Below are 19,954 nucleotides of genomic sequence, written 5' to 3'. Positions count from 1 at the left end.
CTCAGTCAAAACTGGGAATAATGTTGGCCTTGTCGATCAAGTCGATCGGCAACAAGAATTCATGGTCTTCTACCTGCACCACAATATCTTGCTCCTCCACCCCGCGGAGAAGGCCCTGAAAATTGCGACGACCCTCAAAGGGTGAACGCAGCTTTATTTTCACTTGGTCGCCAGCGTGCAAGGCAAACTGCTCAAGAGTGAACAGCGGGCGTTCCATACCAGGAGACGAAACTTCAAGGGTGTACTCAACGGCTATAGGATCTTCTACATCCAAAACACCGCTGATCTGGCGGCTGACTATTGCACAGTCATCCACCAAAACGCCGCCTTCTTTATCGATATAAATACGTAATAGTGAATGGCGACCCTGAGCTGAAAACTCAATCCCCCAGCATTCATAGCCCAGGGCCACGACCACCGGGGCCACCAAGGCCTGCAACTGTTCTAGCTTGCTCGACACCTGAACCCCCTTTGTGCATGCGATGCAAATAAAAAATGGGCTAAACGCCCATCCCTGAAACGCCGTCGAATAGCGGCGTTATAAACTGTCCAGCTAACAAAAAGCCCCTAAAAAGGGGCTCCGCTAAAACTGGTTGCGGGGGCCGGATTTGAACCGACGACCTTCGGGTTATGAGCCCGACGAGCTACCAGACTGCTCCACCCCGCGACAAAGCTGGGGCGGGAGTATACGACCGTTCCCTTGCGGGGTCAATCGAGGCTCCCACCTACAGGAAAGCCCGCAATTGCGGGCTTTGCTGATAATTGGTACCGAGAAGGGGACTCGAACCCCTACACCCATTGGGCACAACCACCTCAAGGTTGCGTGTCTACCAATTCCACCACCTCGGCAATACAACTCTTTGGCGGCCCTGCATCAGCCGCCTGACTGCTTACTTCTGCTTTGGCGCTTGAGGAACGTCAGCAGGAACAACTGCCGGCTTTTGCGCTTCCAGCACCGGCACATCACTTGCCGCCGGCTTTTGCTGTGGTACTTCCAATACCGCTGGATCTGGTAAACCTACTTGAGTCAGCTGGTGAGCTTTCTCTTTAGCAAAGTAACCTAACCCCAAGCTGGTTATGAAAAAACCAGCGGCGAGTATAGCAGTAAATTTACTGAGAAAGGTAGAGGAACCTTGGCTTCCGAACACAGTGTTTGAAGCACCTGCACCGAAAGACGCACCGGCGTCTGCACCCTTACCCTGCTGAAGCAATACCAGAGCGACAACACCCAGGGCGCCCAACAGATGAAAAACGACTACGACTGTTTCCAGCATTTTTTCAGTTTCCCGCGGCGCGACAGATCGCACCGAACTCATCTGCATTCAAGGACGCTCCACCAATGAGCCCCCCATCGATATCCGGCATGCCGAACAGTTCAGCCGCATTGGCCGCCTTCACGCTGCCGCCATAAAGAAGCCGCACACCTTGCGCGACCTCAGCATTCTCTGCCGCCAACTGCGCACGAATGGCTGCGTGCACTTCCTGCGCCTGTTGGGGCGATGCAGTCAGTCCAGTGCCAATAGCCCAGACTGGCTCATAAGCGATGACTGCATTTATAAAAGCACCGACACCCAGCTCTTCGATGATGCTACCAAGCTGACGCCCCACTACCTCAAGCGTCCTGCCCGCCTCGCGCTGCTCCAGGGTTTCCCCTACACACAGCACTGGCGTCAAACCACACGCCTGAGCAGCTGCGAACTTCCGATTTAGCAACTCTTCATGCTCGCCCATTATCTGGCGGCGCTCGGAGTGCCCTATCAATACAAGCGTACAACCCGCATCAGCCAGCTGACTCGGAGCAATTTCGCCGGTCAGCGCACCTTGCGAAGACTCTGCCGCAGAATTCTGCGCACCTACCGCGATTGCCTTACCGCCGAGTCCGTCAATCACTTGATTAACGTACAAAAAAGGCGGAAAGACTGCTACATCAACACCGCTCGGCAAGACCAGATTACGAAGGCCTTTGGTCAGCTCAGCGACGCTGGCGCGGGTACCGTGCATTTTCCAGTTACCAGCTACCATAATGCGACGCATGCTATACCTCGTCGGTCAAAGTGGGCGCAGATGTTACCCAACCGCATCAACACTGGCAAGCCGAAATCAGGCGCAAACCTCAGTAACCAGTTTTGCCAGGTCATCCGCGTAAGCACGAACCATAACCTCGTCGTCGCCTTCGACCATTACGCGCACTAGCGGCTCGGTGCCAGACTTGCGCAATAGCACACGGCCGCGACCGCCCATGGCAACGGTGACACGCTCACAGGCTTCCTTGACGGCAGGGTGCTCGACAGGGTTGATATCCCCCGCATAGCGTACGTTAACTAGCACTTGGGGACACTTGCGCAACGATTGACGCGCCAACGCCAGAGTTTCACCTCGACGACGTAAAGCTAATATCACTTGCAGCGCAGCAATGATCGCATCGCCCGTTGTCGTGTGCTGAAAGCAAACAATATGACCTGAATTCTCACCACCAAGCTGCCAGTTACGCTCAAGAATTTCAGCAGTGACATAGCGGTCACCGACGCGGGCGCGCACAAACGGGATATTAAGCTCAGCAAAAGCAAGTTCAACACCCAGATTGGTCATCAATGTGCCGACCACACCACCTTGCAGCTTGCCCCGCTCTTGCAAATCACGAGCAATAATGAACAACAGGTCGTCGCCTTCGACAAGCGCACCAGTGTGATCAACCATCAAAACTCGATCGCCGTCGCCATCGAAGCCAATACCGAGGTCGGCCTGCTCAGCTAGCACCGCAGCCTGCAAGTTACCCATATGGGTCGAACCACAATTATCATTTATGTTCAGCCCATTAGGCTGCGCAGACAGTACAGTGACTTGAGCGCCTAACTCACGAAAAACGTTGGGGGCAACTTTGTAGGTAGCGCCATGCGCGCAATCGATTACCAACTTCAGGCCTGCAAAATCGGTACTGGTCGGGACACTGCTTTTGCAAAATTCGATATAACGACCAGCGGCGTCGTTGATGCGTGACACCTTACCAAGCTTGTCGGACTCCACGACCGTCATTGGTGTGTCGAGCAACTCTTCGATCATCATTTCCACTTCATCCGCAAGCTTGGTGCCCAAGCCAGAGAAGAATTTGATTCCGTTGTCATGATGAGGATTATGCGATGCACTGATCACGATGCCAGCTTCAGCGTGGAAAGTTCGAGTCAGGTAGGCAATTGCTGGCGTTGGCATCGGCCCCAACAACATCACATCCGCGCCCGCTGCAGAAAGACCGGCTTCCAGCGCTGATTCGAACATATAGCCCGAGATCCGCGTATCTTTGCCCACGAGAACCTTGCAAGCACCCAATCGGCGAAATGCGATCCCAACAGCCCAGCCGAGCTTAAGCATGAACTCGGGGGTGATAGGAAACTGACCCACCCGACCACGAATACCGTCGGTGCCAAAGTATTTTCTAGTCATATATGCTCCGTCATTCTTATTCAGCCAACTCGACAGCAGCAATCATGCGCACTACGTCGATAGTTTCGGCAACATCGTGTACACGCAAAATACGTGCACCCTTGATCATGGCCATGACTGCCAGAGCCAAGCCACCAGAGAGCCGTTCTGCCACAGGACGCCCCAGGACTTGTCCAATCATGCTCTTGCGCGATACGCCCACCAACAGCGGCCTGCCAAGTTCATGTAAATCTTCCATATGCTTGAACAGGCTAAGGTTGTGCTGGAGGTTTTTAGCGAATCCGAATCCGGGATCGAGAATGATTCTCTCATTAGGAATTCCAACCTTTGCGCATTGGTCCATGCGCTCAACAAGAAATGCGCGCACCTCAGCCATCAAGTTCTGATACTGCGGGTCATTCTGCATATTCTCGGGCTCGCCGCGCATATGCATCAGACACACTGGCAAACCAGTAGCTGCGGCAGCATCCAAGGCACCGTCACGGCGCAATGAGCGCACATCATTGATAAGCCCGGCACCAAGGCGCGCCGCCTCTCTGATTACCGCAGGGGTCGACGTATCCACCGAGATGATCACATCTAGCTCACGGCTTATAACCTCAACTACGGGCCCAATGCGTTCAAGCTCTTCCAGTGGGGAGACCATTCGCGCTCCCGGCCGGGTAGACTCGCCCCCCACATCGATCAGCGTTGCACCCGCTGCTACCATTGCCTGAGCGTGGCGTAAGGCAGCGTCGCGACCGCTGAAACGACCACCGTCGGAGAAGGAATCAGGAGTGACGTTCAAGATACCCATAACATGCGTACGGGCTAAATCAAGAACCCGGTTGCCGCAAGGCAACCGGGTTGGGTACAGCGCAGAAGTCATGTCAGACCCTAGATTTCAGCAGCAGGACCGCCGATAGGCGCTTCTGGACGTGTGTCCAACGGAACTACCGGAGTACCCGAGCCTCCTTGACCCCAATCTCGAGGCTCACGGGGGGCACGACCTGCCATGATGTCATCGATTTGCTCTGCATCGATGGTTTCATACTTCATTAAAGCATCAGCCATCGCGTCCAGCTTGTCACGGTGCTCGGTCAGAATTTGCTTGGCCGAACCGTAGCACTGATCAATGATACTGCGCACTTCAGAATCGATAAGTCTCGCCGTTTCTGCTGAAACGCTTGAGCCCTGACCGCCACCGCCGCGACCCAGGTACATTTCGTTTTCATCTTCGGCATACATGAGCGGACCTAGCTTCTCGGATAGGCCCCATTTGGTGACCATATTCCGAGCGATTTGACTGGCTCGCATAATGTCGTTGGACGCACCAGTGGTAACGCCGTCAAAGCCCAACGTCATCTCTTCGGCAATACGCCCACCATACAGCGAACAAATCTGGCTGATCAGCGCGCGCTTTGACAGGCTGTAGCGATCTTCCTCTGGCAAAAACATCGTAACGCCTAAAGCCCGGCCGCGAGGGATGATCGAGACTTTATAGACCGGGTCATGCTCAGGCACCACTCGACCGACAATAGCGTGACCGGCCTCATGATAGGCCGTATTACGCTTTTCTTTCTCGGACATAACCATAGACTTGCGCTCAGCGCCCATCATGATTTTATCTTTGGCAAGTTCGAACTCTTTCATCTCAACGATGCGCTTGCCGGTGCGAGCAGCAAACAGAGACGCTTCATTGACCAAGTTGGCCAAGTCCGCACCGGAGAAGCCTGGCGTACCACGGGCGATAACGCCTGGGTTAACGTCCTCGCCCATCGGCACTTTACGCATATGGACTTTAAGAATTTGTTCGCGACCACGAATATCCGGTAGTCCTACCACAACCTGACGGTCGAAGCGGCCCGGACGCAGCAAAGCCGGGTCGAGCACGTCTGGACGGTTAGTAGCGGCAATGACGATGATGCCGTCATTCACTTCAAAGCCATCCATTTCAACCAGCAACTGGTTAAGCGTTTGTTCGCGCTCATCGTGACCGCCGCCCATACCCGCACCACGATGCCGACCGACTGCGTCGATTTCATCGATAAAGATGATGCAAGGTGCATGTTTCTTGGCCTGTTCAAACATGTCACGGACGCGACTTGCGCCAACACCCACGAACATTTCAACAAAGTCAGAACCGGAGATAGTGAAGAACGGCACTTTGGCTTCACCAGCAATGGCCTTAGCCAGCAAAGTTTTACCAGTGCCTGGAGGTCCAACCATCAATACGCCACGTGGAATTCGACCGCCCAGACGCTGAAATTTGCCCGGATCACGAAGGAACTCTACCAATTCGCCCACTTCTTCTTTGGCTTCATCGCAACCTGCGACATCGCCCAAGGTGGTTTTGACTTGATCTTCAGAAAGCAGACGTGCCTTGCTTTTACCGAAGCTCATAGGGCCGCCTTTACCACCAGCACCGCCCTGCATCTGCCGCATAAAAAACATGAAAACGGCGATGATCACCAGGATCGGGAAGCTCGCTACCAACAGCTGGGTCCAAATGCTCTGCTGTTCTGGCTGTTTGCCTTCGACAACTACATGGTTATCAACCAAGTCACCGATAAGGCCATTGTCCGCAATAGCAGGACGAATGGTCTTGAAAGTATCGCCATCGGTATGTTTACCCGTGATGACATAACCGTCTACAGCAACCTTCTCGACCTTGCCATCCTTAACTTGCTGGATGAACTCAGAATAATTGAGGGTTTGCGGCTCGTTTGGACTAGAGAAGTTGTTCATGACCGTCACGAGGACAGCAGCGATGATCAACCACAGGATCAGATTCTTTGCCATATCGTTCAATTAGCTACCCTCTGAAGCAAGCCCCACGCAGGAGCGTGCCTCGCATGATTTCACCGGCCTAACTTACTACATTACCTGCGGGTGTTGCAGGCGCCGTCTGTAACCCTTTGTGAAACTTTGACTACACAATATTCGTTTATGCTTAGCTTGCAGGCTATTAAATAAAAGCTATCGCCTCTACGTCAAAGCCGCTCAACACTTTCAGCTCCTTTTATGCCGCGAAATCCACGACCCAACAAATACTGCTCGCGGGACCGATCGCGGGAAGCCGCAGGCTTGCGCATCTGGACCTTGTCAAACACCTGACGAACCGACTTATGGAACACGTCGAAACCGTCGCCCTGGAAAACCTTGACCAGAAAATCGCCACCAGGACGCAGTACCCGCCCGGCCAAATCGAGCGCCAATTCACAAAGGAACATAGCGCGCGGCATGTCAACAGCAGCCAGTCCACTCATATTGGGGGCCATATCTGAAATCACAAGGTCTACTTGTGTATTACCGACCGCTTCGAGAATTTGGGCTAGCACTGCGTCTTCGGTGAAGTCACCTAGAATAAAGGTCACATCCGGGATGCTGTCCATCTCAAGAATGTCCGACGCGATCAAACGACCCTGGCCGCCGATCAGACGACTGGTGACTTGCGACCATCCGCCAGGCGCTGCACCAAGGTCAATGACGGTCATGCCGGGCCGGATCAGTCGATCCTTCTCCTGGATCTCCAGCAGCTTATAGCTTGCCCGCGAACGGTACCCATCTTTTTGCGCCATTTTGACGTAATGGTCATCGAAATGTTCTTTCAGCCAGTTATGGCTTGTTTTGGAACGGGCCACGGGCCACCTCAAAAATAAACGAGTCGTGATTAACTGGGCGGTCCCGGACTCGCTCGGGTAAACTGGCCGCCGCTTTTTACAAGATCAGACGCAGGGGTCAGATTATGCCGCTCACTCAAGAGCAGAAGAAACAGTACAAATCTATTGGTCACCATCTGAAACCGGTATTGACTGTGGCTGACAATGGTTTGACTGAAGGTGTTGCAGCCGAACTTGAACGCGCACTGGGCGATCACGAGCTGATTAAAATCAAGCTCAACATCCTCGACCGCGAAAGTCGCTTGGCGCTCATTGCAGAGTTATGCAAAGTCGGCAAAGCGGATTTAGTGCAAGTCATTGGCAAAATGGCGCTGATTTACCGCAAAAACGCCAAAGTAAACAAGTTACTGTCCAACGTACATCGCGCTGTATAACAGCGGTCAAGGGCGTGCATCGCACGCCCTGCCGTTTCCACCCGGCACTGGCTGAATGACCAGCAGCAAACCGGATAATGCTAACACCAGATAACTCACCAATTGCCAACGCACAGCGTCTGGCAACCATCTATACAGCACGTAATGGCTCGCTGAAGCCAACGTCGCAATCATCAGCAATTGCCCACGCGCATCAAGCCAGAGACTCGAGAAGCGCTCGGCCTGCACCAGCACAACCATCTGCAATGCCACACAGAAAGCCGCAAATCCTACCAGCAACGTGCCCGAAAGATTCGCAACCTCATCAATCAGCAACGGTGCAAGGCCTGTCTGGTCAAGCACTGTCAACATCGCTAGATGCAGTAGTACCAGCCCGCCCACCCAAAGTGTTTGAGTGACTTGCCAGATGATCGCCCCCGCACAAAGTGGGCGACCTTGGTTAAAGGTGGCTAACTTCGACAATCTCGTACTCGATTACGCCACCTGGCGTCTTGACGATGACTACATCACCCTCTTCCTTGGCAATCAAGGCGCGAGCGATAGGTGAGCCAACCGACAGCTTGCCCTGTTTGATATCCGCTTCGTCTTCACCGACGATTTGATAGCGCACACGCTCATCGGTTTCTACGTTTGCAATCTCTACTGTGGTGCCGAAGATCACCTTGCCGGTATGGGCAATGGTTTTCACATCAATGACGACTGCGTTCTGCAGGCGTCCTTCGATATCACGAACACGCGCTTCAACCATGCCTTGTTGCTCCCGAGCGGCGTGGTACTCAGCATTTTCCTTGAGATCACCCAGCTCACGTGCAGTGCCGATGTCTTGGCTAAGCTTGGGGCGAACTACCTTGGTCAGGTGATGCAACTCTTCTTCGAGGGCGCGGGCGCCCTCGACAGTCATTGGGTACTTAGTCATACGTTCAATCCTGCATGTAGATCCTGCAAGCGACGCACGGTCTTCTCTGGACCGAATTTGAGCGCTTCACAGATAGCTTCGCCCGCAGCGATGGTCGTCGTACAGTAAATCTTGTGCTGCAAGGCATTTCGACGAATGGAGTAAGAATCAGCGATTGATTGACGACCCTCGGTAGTGTTGATGATCAGCGTGACTTCGTCATTTTTGATCATATCGACCACGTGTGGGCGACCTTCAGTCACCTTGTTCACACGGCGCACCTCCAAGCCTGCAGCTTCGATGACTTTAGCCGTGCCTGCGGTCGCGACAATTTTGAAGCCCAGGCTGATGAGATCACGGGCGACGCCGGCAACTAAAGGCTTGTCGTCGTCGCGGACGCTGATAAAAGCAGTGCCGCCCACCGGCAATACTTCACTAGCGCCCATTTGAGCTTTGGCAAAAGCTTCGCCGAAGGTGTCACCTACCCCCATCACTTCTCCGGTGGACTTCATCTCTGGGCCGAGAATCGGGTCAACGCCGGGGAACTTGGCAAAAGGGAAGACTGCTTCTTTTACGCTATAAAAGTTTGGAATGATTTCTTTGGTGAAACCAATTTCTTTCAGCGTTTTGCCGGCCATAACCCGTGCAGCAATCATCGCTAGCGAAACACCAATGCATTTCGATACGAACGGCACGGTACGCGAAGCGCGCGGGTTGACTTCGATCACGTAGATGTCTTCGCCTTGCAGCGCCAACTGCACGTTCATCAAGCCGACCACCCCTAACTCAAGGGCCATTTTCTTGACCTGCTCACGCATCTCGTCCTGGATATGCGCAGGCAGCGAGTAAGGCGGCAGCGAGCAAGCAGAGTCACCGGAGTGAACACCAGCCTGTTCGATGTGCTGCATGATTGCGCCAATGACAACGTCAGTACCGTCGCAGACTGCATCGACATCCATTTCGATGGCGCAGTTGAGGAAGTGGTCCAACAGCACAGGGCTGTCGTTGGACACGCTTACTGCATCGCGAAGGTAACGTTTCAATTCGTCTTCTTCGTAGACGATTTCCATTGCTCGGCCGCCCAATACGTAGGACGGACGCACGACGAGCGGGTAACCAATCTTGCCGGCGGCACGAATCGCTTCTTCTTCGCTGCGCACCGTCGCGTTCGGCGGCTGACGAAGGTTCAGGCGCTCGACCATTTGCTGGAAGCGCTCACGGTCTTCTGCGCGGTCGATGGCGTCAGGACTGGTACCGATAATCGGTACGCCCGCTTCTTCCAACGCACGGGCCAGCTTCAATGGGGTTTGGCCGCCGTACTGGACGATGACGCCTTTAGGCTTCTCGACGCGGACGATTTCCAGCACGTCTTCGAGGGTAACTGGCTCGAAGTACAAACGATCGGAAGTGTCGAAGTCAGTGGACACGGTTTCCGGGTTGCAGTTGACCATAATGGTCTCGTACCCGTCTTCGCGCAGCGCCAGTGCCGCGTGTACGCAGCAGTAGTCGAACTCGATACCTTGGCCGATACGGTTAGGACCGCCGCCCAAAATCATAATCTTGTCGCGGGTCGATGGATTGGCTTCGCACTCTTCCTCGTAAGTCGAGTAAAGATAAGCAGTATCTGTTGCAAACTCGGCCGCGCACGTATCAACGCGCTTGTAGACCGGGAAGATCTCAAGCTTGTGACGATGACGGCGCAGGTTTTTCTCGGTAACACCCAGCAGCGTGGCCAGGCGCCCGTCAGAGAAGCCTTTGCGCTTGAGGCGGAACATAAGGTCGCGATCAATGGTCGCCAGACCCAAGGTCTTGATCTTCGCTTCTTCTTTGATCAGATCTTCGATCTGCACCAGGAACCAGCGATCAATCATGTTCATGCTGTAGATCTGATCAACCGTCATGCCAGCACGGAACGCGTCTGCCACGTACCAGATGCGCTCAGCGCCGGGCACAGTCAGTTCGCGCTTGAGCACAGCCATACTTTCTGGATTGCTCAGGTCTAGCTTAGGATCAAGACCGCAGACGCCGACTTCCAGACCGCGCAAGGCTTTCTGCAGGGATTCCTGGAAGGTCCGGCCGATGGCCATGACTTCGCCGACTGACTTCATTTGCGTGGTCAGGCGCGCGTCGGCTTTGGGGAATTTCTCGAAGGCGAAGCGCGGTAGCTTGGTAACGACGTAATCGATAGAAGGCTCGAACGATGCCGGGGTTTTGCCGCCGGTGATTTCGTTCTGCAATTCATCGAGGGTGTAGCCGATGGCCAGCTTGGCAGCGACCCGAGCAATCGGGAAGCCGGTGGCTTTTGAAGCCAACGCCGAGGAGCGAGAAACCCGCGGGTTCATTTCGATCACTACCATACGACCGGTGTCCGGGCAGATGCCGAACTGGACGTTAGAGCCCCCGGTTTCAACGCCGATCTCACGCAATACCGCCAACGAGGCGTTACGCATGATCTGGTATTCCTTGTCGGTCAGCGTTTGCGCTGGCGCAACGGTAATCGAGTCGCCAGTGTGGACACCCATCGGGTCAAAGTTTTCGATGGAGCAGACGATGATGCAGTTGTCCTTTTTGTCGCGGACGACTTCCATCTCATACTCTTTCCAGCCAATCAGCGACTCATCGATCAATAGCTCTTTGGTCGGTGAGAGGTCGAGGCCGCGCGTACAGATCTCTTCGAACTCTTCGCGGTTGTACGCAATGCCGCCACCGGTGCCGCCCATGGTGAAAGACGGCCGGATGATGCATGGGAAGCCTAACTTCTCAAGTACGACGTAGGCTTCTTCCAAGGTGTGAGCGATGCCGGAACGCGGGCAGTCGAGGCCGATGGACTTCATTGCCTTGTCGAAACGCGAACGATCTTCAGCCTTGTCGATGGTGTCGGCGTTGGCGCCGATCATCTCAACACCGAACTTCTCCAGAACGCCTTCGCGCTCCAGGTCCAGTGCGCAGTTCAATGCCGTCTGGCCGCCCATGGTTGGCAGCAGAGCGTCTGGACGCTCTTTCTCGATGATCTTGGCAACCGTCTGCCATTTGATCGGCTCGATGTAGGTCGCGTCGGCCATCGATGGGTCAGTCATGATGGTGGCTGGGTTGGAGTTCACCAGAACCACGCGATAACCCTCTTCGCGCAGGGCTTTGCAAGCCTGGGCGCCGGAGTAGTCGAATTCACAGGCTTGGCCGATCACTATGGGGCCGGCACCGAGAATCAGGATGGTTTTTATATCTGTACGTTTTGGCATGGGGTTGTCACTCAAATCCTTGGGTCAGTCGGCAAGCCGTCTTGAACATTTGTCTCAGGGCGCTGGGCGGATCAGCCAGACACTTTCGTCTGGGTTCAGCCCAACCCTCTGCGTGCTAAATCTCAAGGCAACCGGTTAGCGCCGCTTGGACATTGCACCGATGAAGCGATCAAACAGTGGCGAAACGTCGGTAGGGCCTGGGCTCGCTTCAGGGTGACCCTGGAAGCTGAACGCGGACTTGTCAGTACGCTCTATGCCTTGCAAAGTGCCGTCGAACAGCGACTTGTGCGTTGCGCGAAGGTTGCTCGGCAAGGTGCTTTCGTCGACGGTGAAACCGTGGTTCTGGCTGGTGATCATTACTACACCGGTATCCAAGTCCTGAACCGGGTGGTTCGCCCCGTGGTGGCCGTGATCCATCTTCAGGGTCTTGGCGCCGGAAGCAAGTGCCAGCAGCTGGTGACCGAGGCAGATGCCGAAGATCGGCGTCTCGGTTTCCAGTAACTCCTGGATGGCCTTGATCGCGTAATCGCACGGCTCGGGATCGCCAGGACCGTTGGACAGGAAGATCCCGTCAGGATTTAGCGCCAACACTTCGCTGGCCGGGGTTTGCGCCGGGACCACAGTGACGCGGCAACCGCGGTCTACCAACATGCGCAGAATATTCAGCTTGATGCCGTAGTCAAAAGCCACAACGTGGTATGGCAGATCAGCGGCCGCAATCTCCGGATGGCTGTCGGTCGCCAGACTCCATACGCCTGAACGCCACTCGTAGTTTTCTTTGACGCTGACCACTTTAGCTAAATCCATCCCTTTCAGGCCTGGGAAGCTGCGTGCCGCTTCGATCGCGGCCTCTTCGGAAATATTGTCGCCGGCCATGATGCAGCCGTTTTGGGCGCCTTTCTCACGCAGGATGCGGGTCAGGCGACGGGTGTCGATACCAGCAATCGCCACCACATTGTTGGATTTCAGATAGTCATCAAGGGACATCGTGTTGCGCCAGTTACTCGCTACCAGCGGCAAATCGCGAATAACCAACCCGGCTGACCATACACGATCAGACTCGGCATCTTCCGGCGTAGTACCGGTATTGCCGATATGCGGGTAAGTCAGGGTAACAATCTGCTGGGCATAGGAAGGATCGGTAAGGATTTCCTGATAACCGGTCATTGCGGTGTTAAACACCACCTCACCAACGGTTTGACCGTCGGTTCCAATGGCTTCGCCGCGAAAAATGCTGCCATCAGCAAGGGCGAGTATGGCTGGCTTAGTCAAGAAGACCTCCCGGTAAATAAAGCCTGAAAGGGCGTTCGCAGGTTGTAAAAAAGCGGAATGACGTAGACACGTCACCCCGCTTCTTCTCGAATTATCTGCGCGCTTTTAGTGGACACACTAAAGCTGTAGGTTACAGAAAAGGGGTGTTTTGGTCTACCGCCAATGAGCCTAAAAGGGAGGGCAATGCGACGGAACATCGCAAGGCGCCGTAAAACGGTGCTAAAACCCCTGAAAAATAGGGCTGGACCTTACGTGAACCGGCCGGAATCTTAAGGTGAGAGCGAACTTGTTCGCGAAGCTAACGACTCGGCTCAACTGCAACGCCGCGCCACTCCTTTCGCAAACAAGTTCGCTCCCACCCGATTCTCACTGCCTCAGGAATGATTAACGCAAATCCAGCACATCCTGCATGTCGTAAAGACCAGGCGGCTGATCGTTGAGCCACAAGGCGGCTCGGACAGCGCCCTTGGCAAAGGTCATGCGACTGGAAGCCTTGTGCGTAATTTCAACGCGCTCTCCGTCCGCAGCGAATAATACGGTGTGATCACCGACGATGTCGCCCGCACGGATGGTTGCAAATCCAATGCTTTGACGGTCACGAGCACCGGTCTGACCTTCGCGACCGTAAACCGCTACCTTCTCCAAGTCTCGGCCTAATGCACTGGCGATCACTTCGCCCATGCGCAACGCAGTACCTGACGGCGCATCAACTTTGTGCCGGTGATGCGCTTCGATGATTTCGATATCGACCTCATCGCCAAGTACACGAGCAGCCGTATCCAGCAGTTTCAGGCACAAATTGACGCCAACGCTGAAGTTGGCGGCGAACACGATTGGAATGTCGTTGCCCGCCTCAGCCAGACGCTGCTTCTCTTCCAGCGTGAATCCGGTGGTGCCGATGACCATCGCCTTGCCTGCCTTGCGGCAAAACGCCAGGTTTTTCAGGGTCACCGAAGGGTGTGTGAAATCGATTAGCACATCGAATTCGTCAGCCACTTTGGCCAAGTCACCCGATAACTGAATACCGATCCGACCCAACGCAGCAAGCTCGCCGGCATCAGCGCCCACCAACGAGCTGTCTGGACGATCGACCGCCGCCGTCAACCCTGCGCCCGAGGTCTGCTGAACGGCTTCAATCAGGGTTTTACCCATGCGCCCAGCGGCGCCCATAACTGCAATACGTCGCATGCCCAGCCCTCTTGGTAGCCCTTATAAATCGCCGAAGAAACGCTTAACACCTTCAAACCAGCCACTGGCCTTGGGTGAATGCGAACTATCGCCTTCAAGGGTCGCGCGGAACTCTTCGAGCAACTCACGCTGACGCCGGCCTAAGTTGACCGGAGTTTCCACTGCAACACGACACATCAAGTCGCCGGCACCGCCGCCACGTACCGGAGCTACACCTTTGCCTTTCAAGCGGAACTGCTTACCCGTTTGTGTGCCTTCCGGAATTTTCAGTTTCACCCGACCGTCCAACGTCGGTACTTCTAGCTCGCCGCCCAATGCTGCGTCAGCGAAGCTGATGGGCACTTCACAGAACAGATGCTTACCGTCACGCTGGAAGATCGCGTGCTCGCGAACGTTGATCACAACATAAAGATCGCCAGTCGGCCCGCCCTGGGTACCGGCTTCGCCTTCACCAGATAGACGAATGCGGTCACCCGTATCAACGCCAGGCGGTACTTTCACCGACAGCGTTTTGTATTCTTCTACGCGGCCTTCGCCCTTGCACGATTCGCACGGGTCAGAAATGATCTTGCCGTGCCCGTGACAACGCGGGCAGGTTTGCTGCACAGAGAAGAAACCCTGCTGCATGCGCACCTGACCGATACCGCCGCAGGTCGGGCACGTAATCGGGGCCGAACCTTTCTTGGCTCCTGAACCGTCGCACGGCTTGCAGTTGACCAAGGTAGGTACGCGAATGCTGACGGTAGTACCGCGCACTGCCTCTTCGAGGTTCAGCTCGAGGGTGTAGCGCAAGTCGCTGCCGCGCTGGGCACCGCCACGCGCGCCGCCACGGCCACCGCCGAAGAAGTCACTGAATACGTCGCCGAAGATATCGGAGAAGTTTGCACCGCCCGCACCAAAACCGGCACCGCCGCCCGACTCAACACCGGCATGACCATACTGATCATAAGCCGCACGTTTGCCGGTATCGGAAAGCACTTCATAGGCCTCATTGGCCTCTTTGAACATGTCTTCGGACACTTTGTCGTCGGGGTTGCGGTCCGGATGGTGTTTCATCGCGAGACGGCGATAAGCCTTTTTCAGGTCCGCTTCACTGGAGCCGCGCTCCACCCCCAATATCTCGTAATAGTCACGCTTTGCCATAAGTCTTCGCACTCTTGATGCTTTGCCGCATAGCTTTCGGGTCAAACCCGCCAGCCTGAAAAATTCGTCTATTCCAGACACGCCAACGCGGGAGCAAGCTCCCGCGCGGCGACATCCTACCAGTGACCGCCTGACTGCGGTCAACTGGCTTTCAAGTAGGCTTGCGCTTACTTGTGGTCTTTCACTTCTTCGAACTCTGCATCGACAACGTCGTCGGCTTTTGCAGGCTCTTCAGCGTGAGCGTCGCCCGCGCCTTGCGGCTTCGCGGCTTCTTCAGCGTACATTTTCTGAGCAACCGGAGCCGTCAACTTGGACAACTCTTCAGCCTTGGCTTCGATGGTCGCTTTGTCGTCGCCTTTAACGGCAGCTTCCAGAGCAGTCAGCGCAGCTTCGATGGCGGTTTTTTCTTCCGCAGTTACTTTCTCGCCAGCATCAACGATCATTTTGCGAGTCGAGTGGACCAGTGCATCACCCTGGTTGCGGGCAGCGACCAGCTCAACGAACTTGTTATCTTCGTCAGCATGGGCTTCAGCATCACGCACCATCTGTTGAATTTCTTCCTCAGACAGCCCGGAGTTGGCCTTGATGATGATCGACTGGGTTTTACCCGTCGCCTTGTCTTTGGCGCCTACGTGCAAGATGCCGTTAGCATCGATGTCGAAGGTCACTTCGATCTGAGGCACGCCGCGTGGAGCTGGCGGAATGTCGGCCAAGTCGAACTTGCCCAGTGACTTGTTCTGCGCCGCTTGCTTACGCTCGCCCTGCAGAACGTGAATGGTCACCGCGCCTTGGTTGTCATCGGCAGTCGAGAATACTTGGGATTTCTTGGTAGGAATCGTGGTGTTTTTCTCGATCAGCGCAGTCAACACGCCACCCATGGTTTCGATACCGAGGGTCAACGGACTAACGTCCAGCAGCAATACGTCTTTAACGTCGCCAGACAATACCGCGCCTTGGATAGCAGCACCCATTGCAACGGCTTCGTCCGGATTAACGTCTTTGCGCGCTTCTTTGCTGAAGAACTCAGTTACCAGCTTCTGCACCAGCGGCATACGTGTCTGGCCACCGACCAGGATCACGTCATCGATCTTACCGACTTCGATGCCCGAATCTTTCAGCGCGATACGGCAAGGCTCGATAGTGCGCTTAACCAGATCTTCAACCAGTGCTTCCAACTTGGCGCGAGAGATTTTCACGTTCAAGTGCTTAGGACCCGTTGCGTCTGCAGTGATGTACGGCAGGTTAACGTCGGTCTGCAGGCTGGAAGACAGCTCGATTTTGGCTTTTTCAGCAGCTTCTTTCAGGCGCTGCATAGCCAGCGGATCACCCTTAAGGTTCATGCCGCTTTCTTTCTTGAATTCGTCAACGAGGTAGTCGATCAGACGAATGTCGAAGTCTTCACCACCCAGGAACGTATCGCCATTGGTGGCCAATACTTCGAACTGGTGCTCGCCATCAACTTCAGCAATTTCGATAACTGAAACGTCGAATGTACCGCCGCCCAAGTCATAGACGATGACGGTGTGATCGCCCTTCGCTTTGTCCATGCCGTAAGCCAGAGCGGCTGCGGTTGGTTCGTTGATGATGCGCTTAACGTCCAGACCCGCAATACGACCGGCATCTTTAGTCGCCTGACGCTGGCTGTCGTTGAAGTAAGCGGGAACGGTAATGACCGCTTCAGTTACTGCTTCGCCAAGGTAGTCTTCGGCGGTTTTCTTCATCTTCTTCAGGATTTCAGCCGAAATCTGAGGAGGCGACATTTTCTGACCGTTCACTTCGACCCAAGCGTCGCCGTTATCAGCTTTGACGATCTTGTACGGGACCATTTGAATGTCTTTTTGCACAACTTCTTCGTCGAAGCGGCGACCGATCAAACGCTTTACCGCATACAACGTGTTGTGCGGATTGGTCACTGCCTGACGCTTGGCAGACTGGCCAACCAGAATTTCGCCATCTTTTGCATAAGCCACGATAGAAGGCGTGGTGCGCGCGCCTTCGGCGTTTTCAATAACTTTAACGTTGCCGTTTTCGAGAATGGAAACACACGAGTTGGTGGTCCCCAGGTCGATACCGATGATTCTGCCCATGTTTACTTTCTCCTGAAACTTGGATTTGGTTGCCGCAACTGCGTTTACAAATTGCGGTAGCACTTAAACGCATGACTTCTAAATGGGGGCCTGATGGCTGATTTCAAGCCTGCTCATCAATCGATGGCCTTGCCGGAGCAACGGGCTTGCTCACTACGACCATTGCCGGACGCAGCAAGCGACCGTTGAGCTGATAACCCTTCTGGAAAACCTTCAACACGCTATTGGGTTCGACCTCTGCGCTTTCCTGCATGGCCATCGCCTGATGGTGTTCAGCGTTAAAGGGTTCGCCGTGTGGATCAATAGCCTCCAACTGATAACGCTTCAATGTGTCCTGAAACATTTTCAGTGTCAGCTCGATGCCTTCGCGCATAGGACGAATGCTTTCATCATCCGGGCTGGACAAGTCCAGACCACGCTCCAGGCTGTCGATGATCGGAAGCAGATCGCCCGCGAATTTTTCCAAAGCGAACTTGTGAGCCTTCTCTACATCCTGCTCGGCACGGCGGCGGACATTCTGTAGATCCGCAGCAACTCGCAGGGATTGGTCCTGCGCGGCAGCCAGTTGCTCTTCAAGCCCTTGAACAAGCGCCAACATGTCATCACCCAAAACCGCTTCAGCGGTCTGATCTTGAGTCTGCGTATCCAGATTCTGTTCATCAGCCATAGATTTCTCCATTCAATTACTTCAGTGAGCTCAACTCACGCTTCTGTTCCGCTATATGGGGTCTTAATCTGCAGCTTCAAGAGCTCTGTGGCGAGCAAGCGCGTCGAGTTTCGTCAGCGCGTAGTTACTGAAAATCACTCAAAGGACTTAAAACTTCAGTGCATCATCCAAATTGAGCTAACGATGAGCATTGTCAGCCAGAAACAAAACACTGTATAAATAACCAGACAAATAGCTTGGGAGCCGCCTTTATGCTGGTGCACCTGTCTGTACATAACTATGCCATCGTTGAACATCTCGATCTCGAGCTGGACCGAGGCATGAGTGTAATTACTGGCGAAACCGGTGCCGGTAAATCGATCATGCTCGATGCGCTAGGCCTGACGCTTGGCGATCGTGCCGACAGTGGCGTGGTCCGCCCCGGCGCTGACAAAGCCGATATTCTCGCCACCTTCGACCTGACCGACATCCCCGAAGCACAGGCCTGGCTTCAGGAGCGTGAACTGGACAGCGATGGCCCATGCATTCTGCGCCGGGTCATTACCGCTGAAGGCCGCTCCCGCGCCTACATCAATGGCACGCCCTGCCCTCAGGGTGACTTGAAGTCACTCGGCGAATTTTTGATCGACATCCACAGTCAGCATGAACATCAGTCGCTGCTAAAAGCTGACACCCACCGCCGCTTACTCGACGAGTACGCTGGCGCCAATGACCTTGCCCGCCAGGTTCACTTAGCCGCCCAGCGCTGGCGTCAGGCGCGACAGGAGCTTGAACGTTTGTCCAACTCTGGCGACGAACAACGCTCGCGTCATCAACTGCTCAGCTACCAGCTTGAAGAGCTGGAAAGCCTGGGTCTTGGTGAAAACGAACTGGAGCAGTTAGAGCAAGAACACAAAACCCTCACCAACGCCGAAAGCCTGCTGAGCATTTGCCGACAGGTCGTTGAGCAATGCAGTGAAAACGACTCAGGCAATGTCCTGACTGCGCTGACTGCCAGCCTGAACCGCTTAAGTGCTGTCACCAGCTCGCCGACCGCCATGAGTGAAGCTGCGAGCATGCTATCCAGTGCGCAGATTCAGGTTGAAGAAGCCGTGGGCGAACTAAACCGCTTTCTGGACCATTTCGATGCTGATCCAGCGCGCCTTCAGCAATTGGAAGAGCGCCTGGATATCATCTACACCCTGGCACGCAAACACCGCATTCAACCCACGGATGTTGCCGCGCTCCAGCAACGGCTACTGGACGAGATTGATTCGCTCAACGCCAGCGATGAATCCATTGAACGTCTCGAAAATGAATTGGCGTCCTATGCCCGTCATTATCAGGACAAGGCGCGGGAACTGAGTGACCTGCGTCAACTATCGGCACCAAACCTTGCGTCGGCCGTCGAGCAGGAAATTCAACGACTCGGGATGCCCGGTGGACGGTTCAGCATCGAACTTCGCCCCAACATCAGTAACGAGTTGCTGCCTAACGGCTTGGAACAGGTCGAGTTATTGGTCAGCGCCAACCCAGGCCAACCTCTTAAAGCACTGGCCAAAGTAGCCTCGGGCGGCGAACTGTCCCGTATCAGTCTCGCGATTCAGGTGATTACCGCGCAAACCTCACGGGTGCCGACGCTGGTGTTCGACGAAGTCGATGTCGGGATAGGTGGACCCACGGCAGAAATTGTTGGGCAACTCTTGCGTCGTCTTGGCGAGCGCGGGCAAGTGATGACCGTAACCCACTTGCCACAGGTCGCTGCCCAAGGTCACCAACATCTATTCGTGCATAAAGTGCGAGACAGCGAAGTCACGCGCACCGCCGTGTCGAAGCTGAGCAAGACCGAACGTATCGAAGAAGTGGCACGTATGCTCGGCGGCATCGACCTGACCAAGGAATCCCTCGCCCACGCGAAAAAGATGGTTCTCACCGCTAAGGTTTGAACGCCAAAAAGCTGAACACCAAACAGCACAAAGGCGACCCTGAGGTCGCCTTTATCGTAACTGC

At 54.8% G+C, this 19,954-nt stretch carries 17 protein-coding genes and 2 tRNA genes; 2 read left to right on the top strand and 17 right to left on the bottom strand.

The genetic code is table 11. The annotated features are described in order from the left end of the window. Position 1: 1 nt before the first annotated feature. The 9 genes from rimP to rlmE form a co-directional block, all read right to left on the bottom strand. On the bottom strand, positions 2-460 hold the full coding sequence (gene rimP / locus RGW60_RS22935) for a ribosome maturation factor RimP (protein WP_322170719.1): 459 nt from the start codon (positions 458-460) through the stop codon (positions 2-4). Positions 461-590: 130 nt separating this feature from the next. Then, positions 591-667: transfer RNA gene (locus RGW60_RS22930), tRNA-Met, on the bottom strand. 96 nt (positions 668-763) lie between these two features. Continuing rightward, a tRNA-Leu gene (locus tag RGW60_RS22925) sits at positions 764-849 on the bottom strand. A 41-nt stretch (positions 850-890) separates the two neighbouring features. Further along, positions 891-1,274 (bottom strand): preprotein translocase subunit SecG, encoded by a 384-nt coding sequence (secG, locus tag RGW60_RS22920; RefSeq protein ID WP_322206762.1) that lies wholly within the window; start codon positions 1,272-1,274, stop codon positions 891-893. Between the two features lie 4 nt (positions 1,275-1,278). Beyond that, positions 1,279-2,034 (bottom strand): triose-phosphate isomerase, encoded by a 756-nt coding sequence (gene tpiA, locus RGW60_RS22915; protein WP_322206761.1) that lies wholly within the window; start codon positions 2,032-2,034, stop codon positions 1,279-1,281. A 66-nt stretch (positions 2,035-2,100) separates the two neighbouring features. Continuing rightward, on the bottom strand, positions 2,101-3,438 hold the full coding sequence (gene glmM, locus RGW60_RS22910) for a phosphoglucosamine mutase (RefSeq protein WP_322206760.1): 1,338 nt from the start codon (positions 3,436-3,438) through the stop codon (positions 2,101-2,103). 16 nt (positions 3,439-3,454) lie between these two features. After that, on the bottom strand, positions 3,455-4,306 hold the full coding sequence (gene folP / locus RGW60_RS22905) for a dihydropteroate synthase (RefSeq protein ID WP_322206759.1): 852 nt from the start codon (positions 4,304-4,306) through the stop codon (positions 3,455-3,457). A gap of 8 nt (positions 4,307-4,314) precedes the next feature. Next, complete coding sequence (gene ftsH / locus RGW60_RS22900) at positions 4,315-6,219, bottom strand: ATP-dependent zinc metalloprotease FtsH (RefSeq protein WP_322206758.1); 1,905 nt, start codon at positions 6,217-6,219, stop codon at positions 4,315-4,317. A gap of 191 nt (positions 6,220-6,410) precedes the next feature. Further along, the gene (rlmE, locus tag RGW60_RS22895) at positions 6,411-7,061 is read right to left on the bottom strand and encodes a 23S rRNA (uridine(2552)-2'-O)-methyltransferase RlmE (RefSeq protein ID WP_322206757.1); all 651 of its coding nucleotides are present in this window, start codon (positions 7,059-7,061) and stop codon (positions 6,411-6,413) included. Positions 7,062-7,165: 104 nt separating this feature from the next. On the opposite strand from rlmE, the gene RGW60_RS22890 reads away from it, so the two are divergent. After that, a complete protein-coding gene (locus RGW60_RS22890) occupies positions 7,166-7,474 on the top strand; it encodes a YhbY family RNA-binding protein (protein WP_322206756.1) in 309 nt (102 codons plus the stop codon). Positions 7,475-7,480: 6 nt separating this feature from the next. Here the strand turns inward: RGW60_RS22890 and RGW60_RS22885 are convergent, their stop codons facing one another. The 8 genes from RGW60_RS22885 to grpE all read right to left on the bottom strand — a co-directional run bounded on the left by RGW60_RS22885 (position 7,481) and on the right by grpE (position 17,965). Further along, complete coding sequence (locus RGW60_RS22885) at positions 7,481-7,885, bottom strand: MFS transporter (protein ID WP_322207003.1); 405 nt, start codon at positions 7,883-7,885, stop codon at positions 7,481-7,483. A 28-nt stretch (positions 7,886-7,913) separates the two neighbouring features. Then, on the bottom strand, positions 7,914-8,390 hold the full coding sequence (gene greA, locus RGW60_RS22880) for a transcription elongation factor GreA (RefSeq protein ID WP_322206754.1): 477 nt from the start codon (positions 8,388-8,390) through the stop codon (positions 7,914-7,916). Continuing rightward, a complete protein-coding gene (gene carB / locus RGW60_RS22875; RefSeq protein WP_322206753.1) occupies positions 8,387-11,608 on the bottom strand; it encodes a carbamoyl-phosphate synthase large subunit in 3,222 nt (1,073 codons plus the stop codon). Before carB ends, greA begins: the two co-directional genes overlap by 4 nt. A gap of 135 nt (positions 11,609-11,743) precedes the next feature. Then, positions 11,744-12,880, bottom strand: coding sequence for a glutamine-hydrolyzing carbamoyl-phosphate synthase small subunit (gene carA, locus RGW60_RS22870; protein ID WP_322206752.1), 1,137 nt, complete (start codon positions 12,878-12,880; stop codon positions 11,744-11,746). A 384-nt stretch (positions 12,881-13,264) separates the two neighbouring features. Then, positions 13,265-14,068: a 4-hydroxy-tetrahydrodipicolinate reductase gene (gene dapB, locus RGW60_RS22865; RefSeq protein ID WP_322206751.1), complete on the bottom strand. Its 804-nt coding sequence runs from the start codon at positions 14,066-14,068 to the stop codon at positions 13,265-13,267. Positions 14,069-14,089: 21 nt separating this feature from the next. Continuing rightward, on the bottom strand, positions 14,090-15,211 hold the full coding sequence (dnaJ, locus tag RGW60_RS22860; protein ID WP_322206750.1) for a molecular chaperone DnaJ: 1,122 nt from the start codon (positions 15,209-15,211) through the stop codon (positions 14,090-14,092). Positions 15,212-15,378: 167 nt separating this feature from the next. Continuing rightward, positions 15,379-17,298, bottom strand: a complete 1,920-nt coding sequence (dnaK, locus tag RGW60_RS22855; RefSeq protein WP_322206749.1) for a molecular chaperone DnaK — start codon at positions 17,296-17,298, stop codon at positions 15,379-15,381. 103 nt (positions 17,299-17,401) lie between these two features. Next, positions 17,402-17,965 (bottom strand): nucleotide exchange factor GrpE, encoded by a 564-nt coding sequence (gene grpE / locus RGW60_RS22850; protein WP_322206748.1) that lies wholly within the window; start codon positions 17,963-17,965, stop codon positions 17,402-17,404. 251 nt (positions 17,966-18,216) lie between these two features. On the opposite strand from grpE, the gene recN reads away from it, so the two are divergent. After that, the gene (recN, locus tag RGW60_RS22845) at positions 18,217-19,890 is read left to right on the top strand and encodes a DNA repair protein RecN (RefSeq protein ID WP_322206747.1); all 1,674 of its coding nucleotides are present in this window, start codon (positions 18,217-18,219) and stop codon (positions 19,888-19,890) included. Positions 19,891-19,954: the final 64 nt, after the last annotated feature.

The organism is Pseudomonas sp. AB6 (genome assembly GCF_034314105.1).
Classification (GTDB): Bacteria; Pseudomonadota; Gammaproteobacteria; order Pseudomonadales; family Pseudomonadaceae; genus Aquipseudomonas.
The sequence above is the reverse complement of the archived record's forward strand: the minus strand, read 5'-3'. Positions and strand labels throughout refer to the sequence as shown.

What these genes read in the sequence shown, in the direction of transcription:
- secG (WP_322206762.1), bottom strand. Translation starts at nt 1,274, where the DNA reads ATGCTGGAAACAGTCGTAGTCGTTTTTCATCTGTTGGGCGCCCTGGGT.
- greA (WP_322206754.1), bottom strand. Translation starts at nt 8,390, where the DNA reads ATGACTAAGTACCCAATGACTGTCGAGGGCGCCCGCGCCCTCGAAGAA.
- recN (WP_322206747.1), top strand. Translation starts at nt 18,217, where the DNA reads ATGCTGGTGCACCTGTCTGTACATAACTATGCCATCGTTGAACATCTC.
- RGW60_RS22890 (WP_322206756.1), top strand. Translation starts at nt 7,166, where the DNA reads ATGCCGCTCACTCAAGAGCAGAAGAAACAGTACAAATCTATTGGTCAC.
- tpiA (WP_322206761.1), bottom strand. Translation starts at nt 2,034, where the DNA reads ATGCGTCGCATTATGGTAGCTGGTAACTGGAAAATGCACGGTACCCGC.
- dapB (WP_322206751.1), bottom strand. Translation starts at nt 14,068, where the DNA reads ATGCGACGTATTGCAGTTATGGGCGCCGCTGGGCGCATGGGTAAAACC.
- folP (WP_322206759.1), bottom strand. Translation starts at nt 4,306, where the DNA reads ATGACTTCTGCGCTGTACCCAACCCGGTTGCCTTGCGGCAACCGGGTT.
- grpE (WP_322206748.1), bottom strand. Translation starts at nt 17,965, where the DNA reads ATGGCTGATGAACAGAATCTGGATACGCAGACTCAAGATCAGACCGCT.
- dnaJ (WP_322206750.1), bottom strand. Translation starts at nt 15,211, where the DNA reads ATGGCAAAGCGTGACTATTACGAGATATTGGGGGTGGAGCGCGGCTCC.
- ftsH (WP_322206758.1), bottom strand. Translation starts at nt 6,219, where the DNA reads ATGGCAAAGAATCTGATCCTGTGGTTGATCATCGCTGCTGTCCTCGTG.
- dnaK (WP_322206749.1), bottom strand. Translation starts at nt 17,298, where the DNA reads ATGGGCAGAATCATCGGTATCGACCTGGGGACCACCAACTCGTGTGTT.
- carB (WP_322206753.1), bottom strand. Translation starts at nt 11,608, where the DNA reads ATGCCAAAACGTACAGATATAAAAACCATCCTGATTCTCGGTGCCGGC.
- glmM (WP_322206760.1), bottom strand. Translation starts at nt 3,438, where the DNA reads ATGACTAGAAAATACTTTGGCACCGACGGTATTCGTGGTCGGGTGGGT.